Raw genomic sequence first — 17,297 nt, 5'->3', positions numbered from 1 at the left:
ATACTTAATTCAATCCATTTTTTAAATTCTGCGAAAACGGACTGACAGCTAGTTCCCTTCAAGGGATTCATTTTTCAAAGTGCATGAAAAATGAGTCTTATTTTCTCTACGCATATCATCCAACTAAACTGATTGAGCTATATTTAGCTGAAGCACTTAGATTTTATTTCTCACCTAATAACCTGCGAAAAGTTGGACTGACAAAATAAGCACGGCAAATTATTTTGCCGTGCTTCTGTGATTATTATTAATTTGTGGTCTTTTCTAGATCAGCCAGCTTGATTTTACTAATTTATTAAAGACTACATATTCTTTATCGAGATTGACCTGAACGACTTCGTAGTTGGCATTCAACCAGCCGTATGCGCCTTTTTCTGGATGGCGATAATCATTCGCCCACCAGTCTAGATCTTGTCGCGCAGTTTGCGGCAGGCCACTGCGTGGGAACAACAGCTCGTCAAATTGCGTAAAGGTCAGCGTCACTTGGGAGCCATTATTGCTTTTTAAATAATGGGTAATCCCATCGTATTTTTTTACACGTGTCATGCGTATCCCTCACCTTCAAACAAAATCAGACTGACAAACAGCCTTTAGTTGAAACCTGCCCCGCTTTTCTCCTATACTAGAAAGAGAAAACTAAAGTGAGGCAAAAGTATGCTGCAAAATTATCGAACCATCAAAGAAGACTATCAACATGAAATCGAGATCAAAAAATCACGTTTCATTTGTTTTTTAAAACGAATCGAATCGGAAGAAGAGGCAAAAAGCTTCATTCAGCAGCTTAAAAAAGAACATTGGAAAGCCAATCATAATTGCAGCGCCTTCGTTCTAGGCGACCGCAACGAGATTCAACGCTCCTCAGATGATGGTGAGCCCAGCGGTACAGCCGGCGTTCCCATGCTGGAGGTATTGAAAAAAAATGAGCTGATCAATGTTTGTGCTGTCGTTACCCGCTACTTTGGCGGAACGAAACTCGGTGCTGGCGGATTGATCCGGGCTTACTCTGGTTCTGTAGCTCAAGCGGTCGCCGCTGTCGGTATCGTTGAAGGCCGGCTGCAGCAAGAAGTTTTCGTCCGCATGGATTATCCCAATTGGGGAAAAATGGAAAACTTCATTACTACCGAAAATCTAGCTGTCAAAGATACTCAATTTACCGATCAGGTCGTTGTGACCTGCATGGTTGATGAAGACCAGCTGGATACCTTCGAAGCGCAAGTTACCGATTTATTAAATGGACAAGCCAACTTCACTACTGGCGAAGTTGCCTATCATGAACAACTGATCCAAGAAGGCTAACTTCTTGGATTATTTTTCTAAATAAAATTCAAAGCGGCTGCCGACATATTGAGTCCGCACATATTCAAATGGGCGTTCATCCGCTAAATATGAGATTTGGCGCAAACGTAAAATCGCATCGCCGCGTTTCACCGCCAAATAATCAGCGATTTGTTCGGAAGCTAAAATCGCCGATACTGTTTGATTGGCACGACCGATTTCAAAGCCTTTTTCTTGCAAGCTGTGGTAAAAAGAATCAGTGATTTCTACCTTGCTGAAACCTTCGACTAATTTTGCTGGAATACTTGCGACCTCAAAACAAATCGGCACCTCATCCGCATAACGAATCCGCTCCATCCGCAAGACCTGCTCGCCTTTTTCCAAGCCCAATTTTTCCGCTTCACTAGAACTTGCCCGTGAATGGAAGAAAGAAATTGTTTTGCTTGAAGGCACCTTGCCCAACGACTCCATAATATCGGTAAAGCTTGTGGTACCGCTCATTTTTTCTTGGACTTTTTTACTTGCTACATACGTTCCTGAACCGATCTTTCGTTCCAAGATCCCTTCATCTGACAATGTTTGGATCGCTTGACGCAGAGTCATTCGGCTGACATTAAATCTCAGCGATAGCTCTCGCTCAGAAGGCAGGCGCGCCCCGACCTTCCATACACCGTTTTCAATTTCATGTTTTAACTGATCATGTATTTGAATATAAACTGGCACTTGATTCGCCACGTTCCGTCACCCCGTTCAATTTTCTACCCTTATTATAACTGGTATATACCTAATGTACAACAATAATCCTTTGTTGCCCCTCATTCGAACCGCCCTTTTAATGAAGATTACGCTAAACTATCGCGTATTTTTCCTGATACATACCATTCTGCAGACATCCTGAAAATAGCCGCAAGAATAGATAAACTGACGACTTACATATAAGTTAGAAATCTGGTTCAAATAATGGCAGAATCAAATTTTTTTACACATACCATTCCTTTACTTTTCCAAATAAATGACGTTTTTTTCCACCAAGTACTCACAAAAACCGGACAAAAGAAAAGAGCAGACCGGTTTTAATTGGTCTACTCTTCCGCTTAATTTTTCACTTCTTCTTTTAACTGTTTGTTGGCTGTTGCCATCATCAAACGAATTCGATTCAATTGGTTAACGATCGAAACACCTGGATCATAATCAATCGCGGCGATATTTGATTTTGGATATTGATGGCGCAGCTCTTTGATCACACCTTTACCAACCACATGGTTTGGCAAACAACCAAATGGCTGCATGCAGACGATGTTATTGACACCGGTCTTCAATAGATCGATCATTTCACCAGTCAAGAACCAGCCTTCACCGGTATGATTCCCGATAGAAAGAATCTTGCCCGCATCTTCAGCCAACTGATAGATCGAATGAATACCAGTGAAACGTTCAGAAGCTCGCAACGCTTTATCCATTGGTTTTTCCACGACTTCAATCAATTTGATCGCCATTTCCGCGATGGTCTTATTCTTCTTCGGCATGCCCATGTTGTCATATTTCCAAATCTGGTTGTACAAGGAATAGTTCATGAAACCGATCAAGTCCGGCACAACCGCTTCAGCACCTTCAGATTCCAGCAGGCGAACAATATCGTTATTAGCGGTTGGAGAATACTTCACTAAGATTTCGCCTACGACACCGACTTTTGGTTTGACCTCATTTGAGATCGGTACGGTATCAAAGTCCTTAACGATTTTCTTCATGTTCCGATTAAAGATCGTCAACGAGCCATTGCGAACATTGCTCTCCACCTTTTTCAACCATTCTTCATGCAAAGCATCGATCTGGCCTTTTTCCAATTCGTACGGACGTGTCCGATAAACCATTCGTTCGAAAAGATCGCCGTAAAGAATGGCGACAACAATTCGTTTCAGCATCGGCAAGGTATATTTGAAGCCTGGGTTGCTTTCTACCCCTTTATTTCCAAGTGAAACAGAAACAACAGGAACTTGCGGGAACCCGGCATCGTTCAAGGCTTTGCGCAACAATGGAATATAGTTGGTCGCACGACAGCCGCCGCCGGTCTGACTCATCATTACACTTGTATTGTTTAAGTCGTAGTCGCCGCTTTGCAGAGCCTCGACTAATTGACCAATCGAAATAATCGCAGGGTAGCAAGAATCATTGTTGACGAATTTCAAACCAACATTGATCGCCTCGCGGTCCATCGCTGGTAAACAAACCACATTGTAGCCAGAAGCTTCCAAAGCGATATCAAACAAACCAGATTGATGGATCGGACTAAGCATTGGTAACAGCAACGTGTGCTTTTTACGCATTTCTTTAGTGAAGACGATTTTTTCTGGTTCTTCAAAACGTCTAACGGGTTCAAAGTTTGATTTTTCCCGTTCATTGACGGCCGCTTTTAATGACCGCAATCGAATTCGGATAGCGCCTAAATTCGAGCCTTCATCAATTTTCAAGACCGTATAGATCTTGCCGTATTGTTCCATGATTTCTTCAACTTGATCGGTAGTTACCGCATCAAGGCCGCAACCAAATGAGTTCAATTGAACAAGCTCAAGATTTTTCGATTTTGCCACGACACGTGCTGCGGCATACAAACGAGAATGGTAGACCCATTGGTTAACTACCCGCAGGTTACCCACATCGCTTAAATGAGAAACACTGTCTTCCGTTAATACATGGAAGCCTTCTTGGGTAATAACCTCAGCGATTCCGTGATTGATTTCAGGATCCAAATGATAAGGACGGCCAGAAAGAACTACTCCTCGTTCGCCCTTTTGGTTGAGCATTAATAACGTCTCTTCCCCTTTTTGGCGAATATCATCTTTAAAGGTTTCCAATTCTTCATACGCATGGTGCAGCGCGTTATTAATTTCTTCTTGAGTAATGCCCAAATCCTCGAAGCAGCGTCCTAAAACTTTTGCGACAGAGGCTTCATTAGCTAAGTTTAGATAAGGATTGCGATAGTCAACTTTCCCGTCACGAATGTCATCGACATTGTTGCGGATTACGTCAGGATAGCTTTGAACGATCGGACAGTTGAAATGATTGTCCGCTTCTTTTGATTCTTCCCGTTCAAAAACGACCCCTGGATAAAAGATCATCGGCACACCGCCATCGATCAGGGCTTGGATATGGCCATGAGCAATTTTGGCAGGATAACAAGCCGTATCACTTGGGATTGTTTCCATCCCTTGTTCATACAATTCCTTGTTTGAGCGCGGTGATAATTTCACACGAAAGCCTAAATCACTGAAAAAGGTATGCCACAATGGATAGTTTTCATACATGTTCAAGACCCGTGGAATACCGATCTCACCGCGAACGGCTTCTTTTTTACGTAATGGGCGATATTTGAACAAGCGGCGGTATTTGTAATCCACCAGATTGACTTTTTTATCTTCCCGCTTCACTTTGATTCGAGCACCGCGTTCACAACGATTGCCTGTGATGAATTGACGACCATCTGAGAATAGGGTCACTGTCAGCATACAGTTGTTTTCACATAAGCCGCAGTGAGTAAATTCTTTTTCAGCGGTAAACGCATCGATTTCAGCTAACGAAAGTGTTTCGGTTCGTTCGCCCACTTCATAATTTTCCAAAGCGATCAACGCCGCTCCGAAAGCGCCCATCAGACCCGCGATCGATGGACGAACCACTTCGCGTCCCGCCACCAGCTCGAAAGCCCGCAAAACAGCTTCGTTATAGAACGTGCCGCCCTGACAGACGATTTTTTCGCCAAGCTCTTCTGGACGACGAACTTTGATGACTTTATAGATCGCATTCTTAATAACTGAATAAGAAAGTCCTGCAGAGATATCTCCGACAGAAGCACCTTCTTTTTGCACCTGCTTCACTTTTGAATTCATAAAGACGGTACAACGTGAACCTAAATCGACAGGTCCTTTAGATTTCAAGGCAGATTGTGCAAAATCCTCTACTTTATAATTCAACGATTTCGCGAAGGTTTCGATAAATGAGCCACAGCCTGAAGAACAGGCTTCATTCAATTGGATCGAAGACAGAGCACCGTCTTTGATCGTCATGGCTTTCATGTCTTGTCCGCCGATATCCAGAATAAAATCTACGCCCGGTTGAAAATGGTTCGCCGCTTTATAGTGAGCCATCGTTTCCACTTCACCAATATCGACCTTCAACGCATTTTTGATCAGTTGTTCGCCATAACCGGTCACGGCTGCTTTACCGATAAACACGTTTTCCGGTAATTGTTTATAAAGATCTTTTAACACAGTCATCGTTGTTTCCAACGGCTGTCCTTGATTATTGCCATAAAAAGAATACATCAAATTGCCGCTGTCATCGATCAACGCAACCTTCGTTGTAGTCGATCCGGCATCAATTCCTAAAAAGGCTACGCCATCATGGTCGGATAGACTCTTTTCACTAGCTTGTGCCTGTCCATGGCGCATCCGAAATTCGGCCAAGTCCGCCTCGTCTTTAAACAACGGTTCTAACGTATCAGAAGGCGATAAATGACCCTCTTCTGCCGTCGTTAACCGATGCAGCAATTCTTCTAATGAAGAGGCATCTGCTTCTTCTGAATAAAAAGCCGCTCCCATCGCTACAAAGAGCTGCGGATTTTCTGGAAAAACAACATTTTCCGGTGTAATGTTCAACGTTTCGATAAAACGCTGTCGCAATTCGGACATAAAGAATAAAGGGCCGCCCAGAAAAGCGATCTTCCCTTTGATCTTGCGACCCGCTGCTAAACCAGCAATCGTTTGATTGACTACCGCCTGAAAAATACTCGCCGCGATATCTTCTTTTGCCGCGCCTTCATTGATCAACGGCTGTACATCTGTTTTCGCGAACACCCCACAACGTGAAGCGATCGGATAAATCGTTTTATAATTTTTGGCTAGTTCATTCACACCATTGGCATCGGTCTTTAATAAGACAGCCATCTGGTCAATAAACGCTCCCGTTCCACCGGCACAGCTTCCGTTCATTCGCTGCTCTAAAGAACCCTCAAAGAAGGTGATTTTCGCATCTTCTCCACCAAGTTCGATCGCAACATCTGTTTCTGGAATAACTTCTTCAACCGTGCGTGTACACGCGATTACCTCTTGAACAAAAGGAATCTCTAAAACATCTGCCAGGCCCATCCCACCGGAACCTGTGATGCTCATTGTCATTTCTTGATTACCGATTAATGCTTCAGCCTCGCGCAGCACACGTTCTGTGGCAGTTTTCACATCAGAAAAATGCCGTTCATACTTCGCAAATAGGCTTTCGTTTTTTTCATTCAAAATGACCAACTTGACGGTTGTAGAGCCAACATCAATCCCCGCTCGTAATGTCATACTTATTTCCTACCTTCCATTTTTAACAACACATGTTGATTAACTTACAAAGTGTTTGTTATACTACTCACGTATATTCTAAAAACAATTCGAACGTTATGCAATACTCAAAACCATTTCATTCGTGTGATAAGCAACAATTTATTGGAATATGTTGTGAAAATGAGAGGAAATTCCTATGGCAAAAAAAATTGACCTGCGGGTTAAGCGAACGAATAAAATGATTATGGAATCTTTTATTCATTTAGTAGAAGTAAAGGGATACGATAATATCACCATACAAGAGATCGCTGACGAAGCAATGATTAATCGTGCGACCTTCTATGCCCATTTCAAAGACAAGCAAGATCTTTACGATTGCATTTTCAAACAGGCGATTGATGCCTTTGCCTCCGTTCTCGATCCCGACCAGATTGTTCAAGGCAATCGCCTGAAGGTTTGGAAAGTTGAGATGGTATTGAAAAATATTTACGAACAAATCCAAGCGAATCGAAAATTCTTTTTAACGATCATGGATGCTTCCGGCAATGAAATTCTGCGAAAAAAGATTGCGGAGATTTTGGATGAGAAATATGCCCACATCTTCAAACGCTTGAAAATCACCGAAAACGATATCGAAGTTCCCTTGGATTTCATTATTGAGTACATGACCTCGATTTTCGTTGGTACCCTGCATTGGTGGATCACCAGCGATACAGACATGAGTGCCGACAGCCTCTCAAAACTTGTGGTCAAACTAATCGGTAACGGCCACTTAACTATTTTAGGGATTGAAATTGATCATTAAAAAAAAAGCGCCCAGATTTTCTGAGCGCTTTTCTTAATGATTTTTTGCTTTCCATTTAATGGTGTGACGAGTTGGACGAACATTCCGTACACGCGGCGCTTGTCCTTTTTCTTTCGTTACCTCGATTGAATTGTCCTTAATCGTGGTATAAATTTTAGCCACCGTATCGGTCAGCATTTCTTTGACTTCCTCAACTTTACTCATGATCTTAGACTCCCTTCTGATTTCATTTATCGCTGCACCTTGCTAAGCAGTCTGGCCTTCAACCTTTCAAAAAATTAGCCCCGGCACAAACATTTGCATTAGCAAAATACATCATTCACATCTTCCTCTTAAATGTAGCCTAAATTTTAAATGGCTTCAAGTGAGAGACCCTTGATTCGACCAATTTTTGCAGTAAGCTTGATTTGACAAGACTCTACGCAAAGTAGAGTCGCTTTTTCACTGGATTTCCTATTCATCTTACTGCGAATCCGCTATGCTTAAAGTATCAATAAGAAAGAGGAAATCAAATGAATAATTTTTTAGGGGTACAATTAAGAAACTATCGGCAGCGTAATGAACTGACACAAAAACAACTGGCAAATATTTTATATGTATCGGATCGCACCGTTTCAAAATGGGAGCGCGGGGCTGGGTATCCTGATATCGATACATTAAAAAAAATTGCGCAATTGCTGGATATTTCTTTAGACAATTTATTAAATGAACGCGAGCCGGAATTATATTTTGAATACCGTTCGGCGACACTTTTATTCAACCTGCCGCTGCTGCATATCATTATTCCGAATCTCTCGGAACTCTTATGGCACAATCGACAATTCGCACTCAGTACATTATGCCATAAGCAGCAGCTGATTCCGACAGCACACGGTTTTTTCAGTATCGGCTTTTTCTCCTCAGGAATTTTTGCTTTAGGCGTTTTTGCTAAAGGCTTTCTTTCGGTGGGCTTCTTTTCTTTAGGAATCCTTTCCGCAGGATTTTTATCTTTGGGGATTTTTTCAGCGGGGAATGTAGCCTTGGGAACGATTGGCCTTGGAAACCTCGCTATCGGATTGTTTGCTTTAGGCAATTTGGTGGTCGGCTTCTTCAGTTTAGGCAACTTTGCCTTAGGTTATCTCGCTATTGGGAATAAAGCATTTGGACCTCACGCCAGTATTTTACCTGAACACAGCAATCTTCCGGAGATCACTCGCGCGTTGAGTGACCTACAGCAGGAAGTTCCGACCATTATTCGGCAACTGATTGTCGAACCAATCTTATCAGTCACTGCTGCACCAATTTTCCCTTATGCCTTGATCTCCTTCATTCTTTTCCTGGTATTCGTCTTTTGCGCAGCCGGTTTTTACGGGGCGCTCAAACTACGCAGCCGATTAATTAATCACTAGAAAAAAGCGTCCGCGATTTCAGCACGGGCGCTTTTTCAATAGGGGAGCGAACATCTCTGAACGCCAGGGTAAAATAAACCTGCGAATGATACCTGCAAAGGCCATGACAAATAGCCCTCTGCTTAATCGGGATCATTGCGCGGTATATTCTTATTATTAGTAACAGAGGAGTCTTATACCAACGTCGGATTTTCTGATGAGACGAACACCGTCGCTTATTCTCGTTTTCGGATTCGATCTAATAATCGCGTTCGTTTTTTCTTCGGCTTTTCTGGCGGTGACTTGGTATTCACCGGCAACTCAGTCGGCAATCCTGATCCCGCGATTGATTCAGTTACAATCAGTCTGGCCGGAATGGATTTATCATCGACCTCTACATTTATCAGCTTCGCCTTCGCTGGCATACAAGCCACTACCAGCCCAAAAGCTTGACTTTCGTTCATTTTCCATGGATCGATCCCTCTAGGCAGTTCGATCGTCTGGATCAGTCTATCAGGTTCTATTCTTTCCTCTGTGATGCGCAAATCTTGCGGGATACGCAGAGTCGCTAAATCAACCACTGCTTTTACAGACTCTGGTTCTAGTACTGGTACTTCTTTTACTGCTGCTGGTTCTACGACCGAGTGGTTTGCTGCTTCCATTAATTGGGATAATGGATCTTTCCCACGTTTCTTTTTCTTCTTGCTGTCATCGAAAATTGTTGTCACCTTTTTCTCGATCACGGTTGCGTGCAGCACCTTTTTAAATAGACCAGTGCCTTCCTTTTCAAACAAATTCAATTTCGTTAACTTCTCTAATGATGATTTGATCTCTTCTGCCGTTTTTGTCGGATCAAAATCGCTTAACCGCAAATGATGGTGTTTTCCATTGCTTTTCTCAAATTCCGCATCTAATGTGAACATGCTCTCTCTTCCTTTCCTCTGCATTTTTTAACTCGCCATCATTCTTCGTCATGATCCAGCCAATCTGGCTAAAGGTGCTTTAATGTATTGCGTATATAATTGCTCAAGCTTCTCAGCGATAAAGGTTTTAGCAGGAAATAGTTTGACTAATAACAAACGCCATTCCTTTTTATCAAAGTATTCTGCGAAATAAACATAATAACGGCGCAGCGCGGCTGTCGAACGAGTCCGTGTAAAAATTCTTTTGACCAGTTGACTCAACATAAATGAAAAGTCTAGATCACACAGTTCATCACGCACTTGGAGCGTAATCAGCAGTTCGATTGTGCCCTCGCCATCATTGGTTTGTTGATAGTATTTATTGATTCTTTTTTCAAGACTTCGACGCTTTAAAGTGAAAATCTGCCGTTTGCTTAGGCCATATTCTTCCATCTCACTGCCTCCCTCCTAATTAATAATTTTCTTTGTTGATAGATGTTTTCATCTACAAAACTAAAATACCTCTTTTTGCCGGGAATTACCCTCCGCTTTTTTTATAATATTTTAAAGATAATGATTATCAAACACTCTTTCTGATCACAGCAACGAAAAGTCGGGCAATAAATAATGAAATCGTTTTCTATTTTTTAGTCAATTATCCTAAAAACAGAAAGAAGAAATCCTTTTTTTTTGACCACTTTCTTGATTGTTCGTTCTAAGTCCGGCTTATTCCCGCTTTCAAAACACAAAAAAAGTGAGCTGCTTATGCAACTCACTTAACAACTGGGGTAGCTGGATTCGAACCAACGCATGAGGGAGTCAAAGTCCCTTGCCTTACCGCTTCGCTATACCCCAAACATGGTGCAGGAGACTGGATTCGCACCACTGAACCCTAAGGAACGGATTTACAGTCCGTCGCGTTTAGCCACTTCGCTACTCCTCCAGCTAGGTTTTTTTATTATTTAAAAACCCGACTCAGTTATAATACCTAATCTTCAAAAAAAATGCAAGTACTTTTTTCAAAAATTATTCATGTAAATTCCAATTTCGAATTAACGCCTCAATACCATCATCTAGGGTCTTGTAATTCCCTAGTAAATGCCCGTCATTATAGGCTTGAAAATTTTTATTTTCGGGAATAATCTCACCGATATTTTTTTTACCGATCACTAATTGAGTGACGGTTTGTTTTTCTCCGTTAATCAGACGTTCTTCTTCATTGATCTGAACTTGGATATCTTTGTTTTTTTTAGACATATATTTCCCTCCACCCTGAATAGTTTATCATACTCCAAAAGAAAAGGACAACTGATCACTCAGTTGTCTCTAGGGTTAAGGCTGTGTTACTACCGCTCGCAGTACTTCATAGCCATTATCGGTCAGCAGCTGCTTAATCTCTTCGGTTTCTTTGCTGGATAATTGAATCTCCACGATCGTTGCCTCTGTTTTGTGGTCTACGATGACCGTTAGAATACTAAAATCATGATCTGCTAAAATTTTCGTTACTCTAGCCAATACACCTTTTTTGTCTTCTAAAATCTTCAATTGAACACGAGTTCCACCTTCATAGTACCCGGTTAATTTAAGGAAGGCATCAAAAATATCATTGTTGGTGATGATTCCGACTAGCTTTTCACCTTCTAGTACTGGAAGCACATTGATCTTGTTTTGACGCATCAGGTAAATACCGTCTTCTAGTTCTGCATCGGGAGCGACAGTCTTAACATCCTTGATCATCACATCGGCTACAACGGTTTTGTTCAATAGATAATTGACTTCATGCACACTCAGACTAGTTGCTTTTGAAGGCAGCGCCTCTTGAATCGTTCCTTCCGTGATCAGTCCCACCAATCGATCATTATCAATCACCGGAAGACGGTGGATATCATATTTTTTCATCAAATCAACGGCATCAAATATTTTGGTTTGAGATGTGACCGTGATTAACTTTTCTGTCATAAAATCTTTTACACTCATTCTTTACCCTCCTAGATAAGCTTTCTTCACTTCTTCACTTTCTAGCAACTCTTGACCCGTTCCTGACAAGACCACTTTTCCAGTCTCTAATACGTATCCGCGATCAGCGATTGATAACGCCATTTTGGCATTCTGCTCGATCAATAAAACCGTCGTTCCTTGCTTTTGAATTTCTTGAATGATGTTGAAAATTTCCTGAATAAAGATTGGTGCTAAGCCCATAGAAGGTTCATCTAACAGCAACAAGCGCGGTTTAGACATCAATGCCCGCCCCATCGCCAGCATCTGTTGTTCTCCCCCAGATAACGTTGAAGCATCTTGATTTAAGCGTTCTTTCAAGATCGGGAATTTTTCATAAACGTGTTCATAATCCTTTTTGATGGCGTCATCTTTTCGTAAATAAGCCCCCATCTCTAAGTTTTCTAAAACAGTCAAGCCAGAAAAGACATGACGGCCTTCAGGCACTTGAGAGATTCCTTGAGCAACAATTTTTCTTGGCGCCTTCTTTTGGATCGGTACCCCTTCAAAGGTGATTGTCCCTTTTGAGGGCTGATTCAGTCCAGAGATCGTCCGTAAAATGGTTGTTTTTCCCGCACCATTCGCCCCGATCAATGAAACGATCTCGCCTTGATTGACTTCAAAACTAACATCGCGTACCGCTTGGATCATGCCGTAATGAACCGAAAGATTTTCAATTTTCAGCATTATAGGTCACCTCCAAGGTAGGCTTTAATAACTTCTGGATTGTTCTTAATTTCTTCAGGAACACCTTCTGCTAAAATCCGACCATATTCTAAAACATAGATCCGTTCGCAGACATCCATAACTAAGCTCATATCGTGTTCAATTAATAGAATCGTGATTTGAAACTCCTTTTGGATCTTTCTGATCAACAAGGTCAACGCCGCCGTTTCTTGCGGGTTCATCCCTGCTGCCGGTTCGTCCAAGAAGAGAATTTTCGGTTTTGTCGCCAACGCCCGTACGATTTCTAAACGTCGTTGTTCGCCATACGGCAAGTTGCGAGCTAAGTTTTCCGCTTTGTCCTGCAAATCAAAAATCGTTAATAATTTCAACGCTTCTTCCTTTAATTCTGCTTCCTTACTATAAAAAGCAGGTAAACGCAGAACACTGGAAAAGAAGCCCTCTTTGTTTTTACTATTCATAGCGATCAAAACATTGTCCAAAACCGTTAAATCTTTAAACAAACGAATATTCTGAAACGTTCTACTCAGGCCTAAATCAGCGATCGCGTAAGGTTTCTGACCATTCAGGCGATGATTTTTCCCATCGACTTCTAACAGCACGTCCCCTTCACTAGGCTCATAAACACCGGTAATCAAATTGAATAGGGTTGTTTTTCCGGCACCATTCGGCCCGATCAGACCGACTAATTGATTCTCTTCTAATGCGATATTGACATTGGAGACCGCCGCCAAACCGCCAAAGTTTTTGGTTAACTCTTTAATTTCCAACAGAGGCATTCTGGTCATCTCCCTTTTTAAACTTATCAACAATTTTCTTCACAGATAATTCTTTCGTTCCTAATAATCCGCCTGGCTTGAAGATCATCAAGATGATCAATGCCAACGCGTAGATAATCATCCGTAAGGTTCCGAAATCTTGCAGATACATATTGATGATTCCTAAAAGTATCGCTGCGATAAAGGTCCCTGTAACACTGCCGATCCCGCCTAATACGACTAAGATCAAAATATCGACAGATTTAGTAAATGCAAAATCCTTCGGTGCGATTGATTGCAGATACCCTGCATACAACGAACCAGCAATACTCGCTGTCATCGCGCCAAATGTAAAGGCCATAACTTTGTATTTCGTCGTGTTCACGCCCATTGATTCGGCCGCGATCTCATCTTCGCGAATCGCCATGGTCGCACGACCCGCACCTGAACGAATGTAGTTGACGATAAACAAGGTTGTGATCGCCATAAAACCGTAAACCATTTGCCAGTCAACAAAAGGTTCGATTCCAAATAGCCCTGATGGTCCATTCGTGATGTCTTTAAAGTTGATCAATAGTATCCGAATGATTTCCGCAACACCTAATGTCGCGATTGCTAAATAGTCACCGCTTAAACGCAACGTTGGAATCCCCACCGCTACAGCAACAATACCGGCGATAATAACGCCGACAGCCATTCCTAAGAAGAATCCGCCGTAAGTCGGCATACTCATTGAAACTAGTGCCGCTCCATAAGCGCCAATCGCCATGAATCCAGCGTGTCCCAAAGAAAACTGACCAGAAAAACCAATAATCAAATTCAAACCCACCGCTAAAATCACATTAATTCCGATTTGAACCAAAACATTATCTAAGAACAAATTGACCATCCCAGCAGAGTAAGCCACATATAAAATCACATAGCCAATTACGATCAAAGCTAGCCAAATCAAATTGTATTTCAAATTCTTTTTCATTTGATCCACCTACACTTTCTCTTTTACGTGTTTGCCCAAAATGCCGGCTGGACGAACTAATAAAATTAAAATCAATACTGCGTAAACCACTGCATCTTTGAAATCAGAGAATCCTAACGCCGTTGTTATTGTTTCGATCAGTCCAATAACAAAGCCGCCGATCGCAGCTCCCGGAATAATCCCGATCCCGCCTAAAACAGCCGCGATAAAGGATTTCAGCCCCGGAATATAGCCCATCATCGGATCAATCGAGTTATAATACAGTCCGATCATCATTCCACCGGCTGCAGCGAGTGCCGAACCCAATGCAAAGGTAAATGAAATCGTCCGATTCACATCGATCCCCATCAGCTGTGCAGCATCGGTATCAACGCTGACTGCACGCATCGCTTTCCCCATCTTAGTTCTTTGAACGATCAAGTTTAAGGTGATCATCAGGAATAAGGACAGGCCTAAAATTAACAACTGAATGTTTGAGACGCTTAAGAAACCAATCTTGAAGACCTGCAATTTAATCACTTGCGGAAAAGGTCTGGTTGTCGAGCTGAAAAAATAGATCATTGTATTTTGTAATAGATACGATACACCGATCGCTGTAATCAATGCCGCGATCCGAGTTGAATTTCTCAGTGGTCGATAGGCCAAGAATTCGATTACTACACCTAAGATCGCACTGCCCGCCATTGACAAAATCAATGCTGGAAAGAATCCCATATTAAATTGATTGATCAAAAAGTAGCCAATAAATGAGCCAATCATATAGATTTCACCATGGGCAAAGTTGATCAATTTAATAATTCCATAAACCATGGTATAGCCTAGCGCCATCAACGCATAGACACTCCCAAGAAAAAGCCCATTGACGATTTGCTGAATAAATATTTCCATCTTTATCACATCACTTTTCAAAAAAATAGATTAGCCGCTTATTTTGCGTACTTGATTCTTAAAAGGGAGTGTGCCAAAGTCCATTGGCACACCCCCTTGCCTGCTTTTCCCGATTAATTATTGATTTACGGTTTCAGCAGAAGTTTCTTTTCCATCTGTCAGTCCTAGTACAACTAAAGGTTTCACAGGATTGTGATCCTTGTCCATAGAAATCTTACCAGTAACCCCTTCAAAGTCTTTCAAATTCGCAAGACCTTTCTTGATAGCTTCAGGTGTTGCTTTTCCTTCATCTTCGATCGCTTGTTTGATCATGTAAACAGAATCATAAGCTAACGCGTTGAATGAAGAAGGCTGTTTGCTGTATTTCTTTTCAAAAGCTTTTACAAATGGTTCCACTTTGTCTGTTGCTGGAGCTTTCGTTGAGAAGTGCCCTGTGTAATAAACGTTTTTGACGTTGCTTGCACCAGCAGTTTCAATCAGTTTTTCATCACCGAAACCATCTGCACCGATGATTGGTTGTTCAATACCCATTTCACGGGCTTGTTTGATGATCAAGCCAGCTTCTGTGTAATAACCTGGGATATAGATGACATTGAAGTCTTTATCTTTGATTTTTGTCAACATTGCTTGGAAATCTTTGTCACCAGCGGTAAAGTTTTCCTCCGCTACGATTGTTCCTTTATACGTTTCCTTAAAGGCTTTTTTCAACCCGTTTGCATAATCGCTTGAGTTATCGCCTAAAATCACTGCTTTATCAGCCTTCAAATTATCTTCCGCATATTTTGCTAAAATGACCCCTTGAGAACTGTCTTGGAAACAAGCTCGATAGATATAATCTTGTACTTTACCCTTTTGTACAGTGATCGCATCATCTGTTCCTGAAGGCGTAATAGCAGGTACTTTGGCTTTCGATAAGTTTGGCAATGTCGCTTTTGTTGCGCCAGAAGTAGCCGGTCCCACAATCGCAACAACTTCATCTTTAGTAGTTAAGTTAGCCGCAACAGAAGCAGCTTCATTATTATCTGACTTATTGTCTTTTGAAACGTACTCGATTTTCTTTCCGTCAATCCCGCCGTCTTTATTGATTTCTTCAACAGCCAATTTGACACCTTCATTTTCTGCTTCACCATAAGCGGCTACAGCACCAGATAATTCAAAATTTCCGCCGATTTTGATTGTTTTGGCATCTTCCCCGCCACTGCTATCATTGGCTTTAGGCGAACCACATGCGCCAAATAGAAACAACCCTGCTGCCAATGCAGCTACTGTTCTTTTCTTCATCCTGTTACCCCCTAATAAAATAATGATAATTTGTTAAGATAATAAAGAATATATAGGAAAAAACTCTCACTGTCAATTAAATTTTCTGAATATTTTAATAATTCAACAATACTCAAACAATTTATAGCGCTTACAACCCTATTTAAAGTCTATCAGATAACTAAAAAAAATCCCTTTAACTGATAAACAGTCAAAGAGATTTATTTAAAATAACTGAGTTTCTTAATTGTAAGGCCGCTTCAAGATTCTGCTCAGAATCATTGATCATGGGCTATTTTGAGCCGATTTGCTCATTTTGGATTCGTTTGACTAAACTAGCCGTGAAAAATCTGAAAGAAATCACCCCGTCCATACAATAACCAGATTGCCCAATTTCTTGTCACTCGCTAAAATGAATGACAGACACAATTATAGCTTCTTTTCTATCGAAAATTCAGCCTACTTTTTATACCTTCAAATCCTTCTTCGAATTCTGATAATCAGGTTCTTCTCGATCAACTAAATTTTTCCGCAAAGAAAAATTGACAGGTACATAGTCTAATCCCGGTTTAGTAAATGGATGACACCGCAGAATACGCGAAGTCCCCATCAAAAACCCTTTAAAAGCCCCATGAACTTGGATCGCCTTAATCATGTAACTAGAACATGATGGGTAATAGCGACAAGAGGGCTGCGTTAACGGCGAGATAAAGCGCTGATAGCCTCGTACTAAAAAGATTAATCCTTTACCTATGAAATTCATTCTCTCACCTCAACATCGTTCCTATATTACGTATACCATTCTTTTTAAAGAGAACTTGCAAAAAAGGGATCGCACCAAATAAATGGAGCAACCCCTTATAATCAACTAAAACTTCACTGCAAATTAATGGACAAAATCTAAGATATGACGCCAAACATCTGGCATCAACACTTTAAAAGGATTTCCGCCACCCATTGCACCGTAACCGATCATACTGCCGACAACAAATAATAGGACACCAGCTAGTAAAATTGCCACGATCCGAATTAAGCTGCGTAAGATATGTTCACCCGAACTCATATATCC

The 17,297-nt window shown here is 41.5% G+C and carries 18 protein-coding genes and 2 tRNA genes; 3 read left to right on the top strand and 17 right to left on the bottom strand.

What is annotated here, in order from left to right:
* Positions 1-264: 264 nt before the first annotated feature.
* Positions 265-546 (bottom strand): DUF7662 domain-containing protein, encoded by a 282-nt coding sequence (locus PGP85_RS12400; protein WP_010743298.1) that lies wholly within the window; start codon positions 544-546, stop codon positions 265-267.
* Positions 547-654: 108 nt separating this feature from the next.
* Between PGP85_RS12400 and PGP85_RS12395 the strand changes: the two genes are divergently transcribed.
* Positions 655-1,296: a YigZ family protein gene (locus tag PGP85_RS12395; RefSeq protein ID WP_270327761.1), complete on the top strand. Its 642-nt coding sequence runs from the start codon at positions 655-657 to the stop codon at positions 1,294-1,296.
* A gap of 9 nt (positions 1,297-1,305) precedes the next feature.
* On the opposite strand, the gene PGP85_RS12390 is transcribed toward PGP85_RS12395, so the two are convergent.
* Together PGP85_RS12390 and PGP85_RS12385 are read right to left on the bottom strand one after the other, a co-directional pair.
* Positions 1,306-2,010, bottom strand: a complete 705-nt coding sequence (locus PGP85_RS12390; RefSeq protein WP_034708418.1) for a GntR family transcriptional regulator — start codon at positions 2,008-2,010, stop codon at positions 1,306-1,308.
* A gap of 359 nt (positions 2,011-2,369) precedes the next feature.
* Positions 2,370-6,611: a 2-hydroxyacyl-CoA dehydratase gene (locus PGP85_RS12385; protein WP_270327759.1), complete on the bottom strand. Its 4,242-nt coding sequence runs from the start codon at positions 6,609-6,611 to the stop codon at positions 2,370-2,372.
* A gap of 178 nt (positions 6,612-6,789) precedes the next feature.
* Here PGP85_RS12385 and PGP85_RS12380 point away from each other — a divergent pair, with 178 nt between their 5' ends.
* Positions 6,790-7,398, top strand: a complete 609-nt coding sequence (locus tag PGP85_RS12380) for a TetR/AcrR family transcriptional regulator (protein ID WP_010743294.1) — start codon at positions 6,790-6,792, stop codon at positions 7,396-7,398.
* Between the two features lie 33 nt (positions 7,399-7,431).
* Here the strand turns inward: PGP85_RS12380 and PGP85_RS12375 are convergent, their stop codons facing one another.
* Positions 7,432-7,602, bottom strand: coding sequence for a hypothetical protein (locus PGP85_RS12375; protein WP_010743293.1), 171 nt, complete (start codon positions 7,600-7,602; stop codon positions 7,432-7,434).
* Between the two features lie 308 nt (positions 7,603-7,910).
* Between PGP85_RS12375 and PGP85_RS12370 the strand changes: the two genes are divergently transcribed.
* On the top strand, positions 7,911-8,786 hold the full coding sequence (locus PGP85_RS12370; protein ID WP_270327757.1) for a helix-turn-helix domain-containing protein: 876 nt from the start codon (positions 7,911-7,913) through the stop codon (positions 8,784-8,786).
* 215 nt (positions 8,787-9,001) lie between these two features.
* Here the strand turns inward: PGP85_RS12370 and PGP85_RS12365 are convergent, their stop codons facing one another.
* The 13 genes from PGP85_RS12365 to PGP85_RS12305 form a co-directional block, all read right to left on the bottom strand.
* Complete coding sequence (locus PGP85_RS12365) at positions 9,002-9,688, bottom strand: DUF2922 domain-containing protein (protein ID WP_270327756.1); 687 nt, start codon at positions 9,686-9,688, stop codon at positions 9,002-9,004.
* Positions 9,689-9,736: 48 nt separating this feature from the next.
* Positions 9,737-10,120 (bottom strand): hypothetical protein, encoded by a 384-nt coding sequence (locus PGP85_RS12360; RefSeq protein WP_010743290.1) that lies wholly within the window; start codon positions 10,118-10,120, stop codon positions 9,737-9,739.
* 330 nt (positions 10,121-10,450) lie between these two features.
* A tRNA-Gln gene (locus tag PGP85_RS12355) sits at positions 10,451-10,522 on the bottom strand.
* A gap of 4 nt (positions 10,523-10,526) precedes the next feature.
* Positions 10,527-10,610, bottom strand: a tRNA-Tyr gene (locus tag PGP85_RS12350).
* Between the two features lie 83 nt (positions 10,611-10,693).
* Positions 10,694-10,924, bottom strand: coding sequence for a DUF2969 domain-containing protein (locus PGP85_RS12345; protein WP_010743289.1), 231 nt, complete (start codon positions 10,922-10,924; stop codon positions 10,694-10,696).
* Positions 10,925-10,999: 75 nt separating this feature from the next.
* A complete protein-coding gene (locus PGP85_RS12340) occupies positions 11,000-11,644 on the bottom strand; it encodes a CBS and ACT domain-containing protein (RefSeq protein WP_010743288.1) in 645 nt (214 codons plus the stop codon).
* Positions 11,645-11,647: 3 nt separating this feature from the next.
* Positions 11,648-12,349, bottom strand: a complete 702-nt coding sequence (locus PGP85_RS12335) for an ABC transporter ATP-binding protein (protein WP_010743287.1) — start codon at positions 12,347-12,349, stop codon at positions 11,648-11,650.
* On the bottom strand, positions 12,349-13,125 hold the full coding sequence (locus tag PGP85_RS12330) for an ABC transporter ATP-binding protein (protein WP_010743286.1): 777 nt from the start codon (positions 13,123-13,125) through the stop codon (positions 12,349-12,351). Before PGP85_RS12330 ends, PGP85_RS12335 begins: the two co-directional genes overlap by 1 nt.
* A complete protein-coding gene (locus PGP85_RS12325; RefSeq protein ID WP_090402997.1) occupies positions 13,106-14,080 on the bottom strand; it encodes a branched-chain amino acid ABC transporter permease in 975 nt (324 codons plus the stop codon). The genes PGP85_RS12330 and PGP85_RS12325 overlap by 20 nt, the downstream gene beginning before the upstream one ends.
* A 9-nt stretch (positions 14,081-14,089) precedes the next feature.
* Positions 14,090-14,968 carry a branched-chain amino acid ABC transporter permease gene (locus PGP85_RS12320; protein WP_010743284.1) on the bottom strand — a complete coding sequence of 293 codons (879 nt, stop codon included), beginning with the start codon at positions 14,966-14,968 and terminating at the stop codon, positions 14,090-14,092.
* Positions 14,969-15,085: 117 nt separating this feature from the next.
* Entirely contained in the window at positions 15,086-16,249 is a 1,164-nt protein-coding gene (locus PGP85_RS12315; protein ID WP_010743283.1) for an ABC transporter substrate-binding protein, read from the bottom strand.
* A 445-nt stretch (positions 16,250-16,694) separates the two neighbouring features.
* A complete protein-coding gene (yidD, locus tag PGP85_RS12310; RefSeq protein ID WP_270327753.1) occupies positions 16,695-16,991 on the bottom strand; it encodes a membrane protein insertion efficiency factor YidD in 297 nt (98 codons plus the stop codon).
* Between the two features lie 123 nt (positions 16,992-17,114).
* Positions 17,115-17,291 (bottom strand): DNA-directed RNA polymerase subunit beta, encoded by a 177-nt coding sequence (locus PGP85_RS12305; protein ID WP_010743281.1) that lies wholly within the window; start codon positions 17,289-17,291, stop codon positions 17,115-17,117.
* Positions 17,292-17,297 lie beyond the last annotated feature (6 nt).

Origin of the sequence: Enterococcus malodoratus (assembly GCF_027659535.1) — a bacterium.
Classification (GTDB): domain Bacteria; phylum Bacillota; class Bacilli; order Lactobacillales; family Enterococcaceae; genus Enterococcus_A; species Enterococcus_A malodoratus.
The sequence above is the reverse complement of the archived record's forward strand: the minus strand, read 5'-3'. Positions and strand labels throughout refer to the sequence as shown.

Bases quoted from the DNA above. Each gene is read 5' to 3' on its own strand.
- PGP85_RS12400 (WP_010743298.1), bottom strand. From the start codon at position 546: ATGACACGTGTAAAAAAATACGATGGGATTACCCATTATTTAAAAAGC.
- PGP85_RS12395 (WP_270327761.1), top strand. From the start codon at position 655: ATGCTGCAAAATTATCGAACCATCAAAGAAGACTATCAACATGAAATC.
- PGP85_RS12385 (WP_270327759.1), bottom strand. From the start codon at position 6,611: ATGACATTACGAGCGGGGATTGATGTTGGCTCTACAACCGTCAAGTTG.
- PGP85_RS12380 (WP_010743294.1), top strand. From the start codon at position 6,790: ATGGCAAAAAAAATTGACCTGCGGGTTAAGCGAACGAATAAAATGATT.
- PGP85_RS12375 (WP_010743293.1), bottom strand. From the start codon at position 7,602: ATGAGTAAAGTTGAGGAAGTCAAAGAAATGCTGACCGATACGGTGGCT.
- PGP85_RS12370 (WP_270327757.1), top strand. From the start codon at position 7,911: ATGAATAATTTTTTAGGGGTACAATTAAGAAACTATCGGCAGCGTAAT.
- PGP85_RS12365 (WP_270327756.1), bottom strand. From the start codon at position 9,688: ATGTTCACATTAGATGCGGAATTTGAGAAAAGCAATGGAAAACACCAT.
- PGP85_RS12360 (WP_010743290.1), bottom strand. From the start codon at position 10,120: ATGGAAGAATATGGCCTAAGCAAACGGCAGATTTTCACTTTAAAGCGT.
- PGP85_RS12345 (WP_010743289.1), bottom strand. From the start codon at position 10,924: ATGTCTAAAAAAAACAAAGATATCCAAGTTCAGATCAATGAAGAAGAA.
- PGP85_RS12340 (WP_010743288.1), bottom strand. From the start codon at position 11,644: ATGAGTGTAAAAGATTTTATGACAGAAAAGTTAATCACGGTCACATCT.
- PGP85_RS12335 (WP_010743287.1), bottom strand. From the start codon at position 12,349: ATGCTGAAAATTGAAAATCTTTCGGTTCATTACGGCATGATCCAAGCG.
- PGP85_RS12330 (WP_010743286.1), bottom strand. From the start codon at position 13,125: ATGCCTCTGTTGGAAATTAAAGAGTTAACCAAAAACTTTGGCGGTTTG.
- PGP85_RS12325 (WP_090402997.1), bottom strand. From the start codon at position 14,080: ATGAAAAAGAATTTGAAATACAATTTGATTTGGCTAGCTTTGATCGTA.
- PGP85_RS12320 (WP_010743284.1), bottom strand. From the start codon at position 14,968: ATGGAAATATTTATTCAGCAAATCGTCAATGGGCTTTTTCTTGGGAGT.
- PGP85_RS12315 (WP_010743283.1), bottom strand. From the start codon at position 16,249: ATGAAGAAAAGAACAGTAGCTGCATTGGCAGCAGGGTTGTTTCTATTT.
- yidD (WP_270327753.1), bottom strand. From the start codon at position 16,991: ATGAATTTCATAGGTAAAGGATTAATCTTTTTAGTACGAGGCTATCAG.
- PGP85_RS12305 (WP_010743281.1), bottom strand. From the start codon at position 17,291: ATGAGTTCGGGTGAACATATCTTACGCAGCTTAATTCGGATCGTGGCA.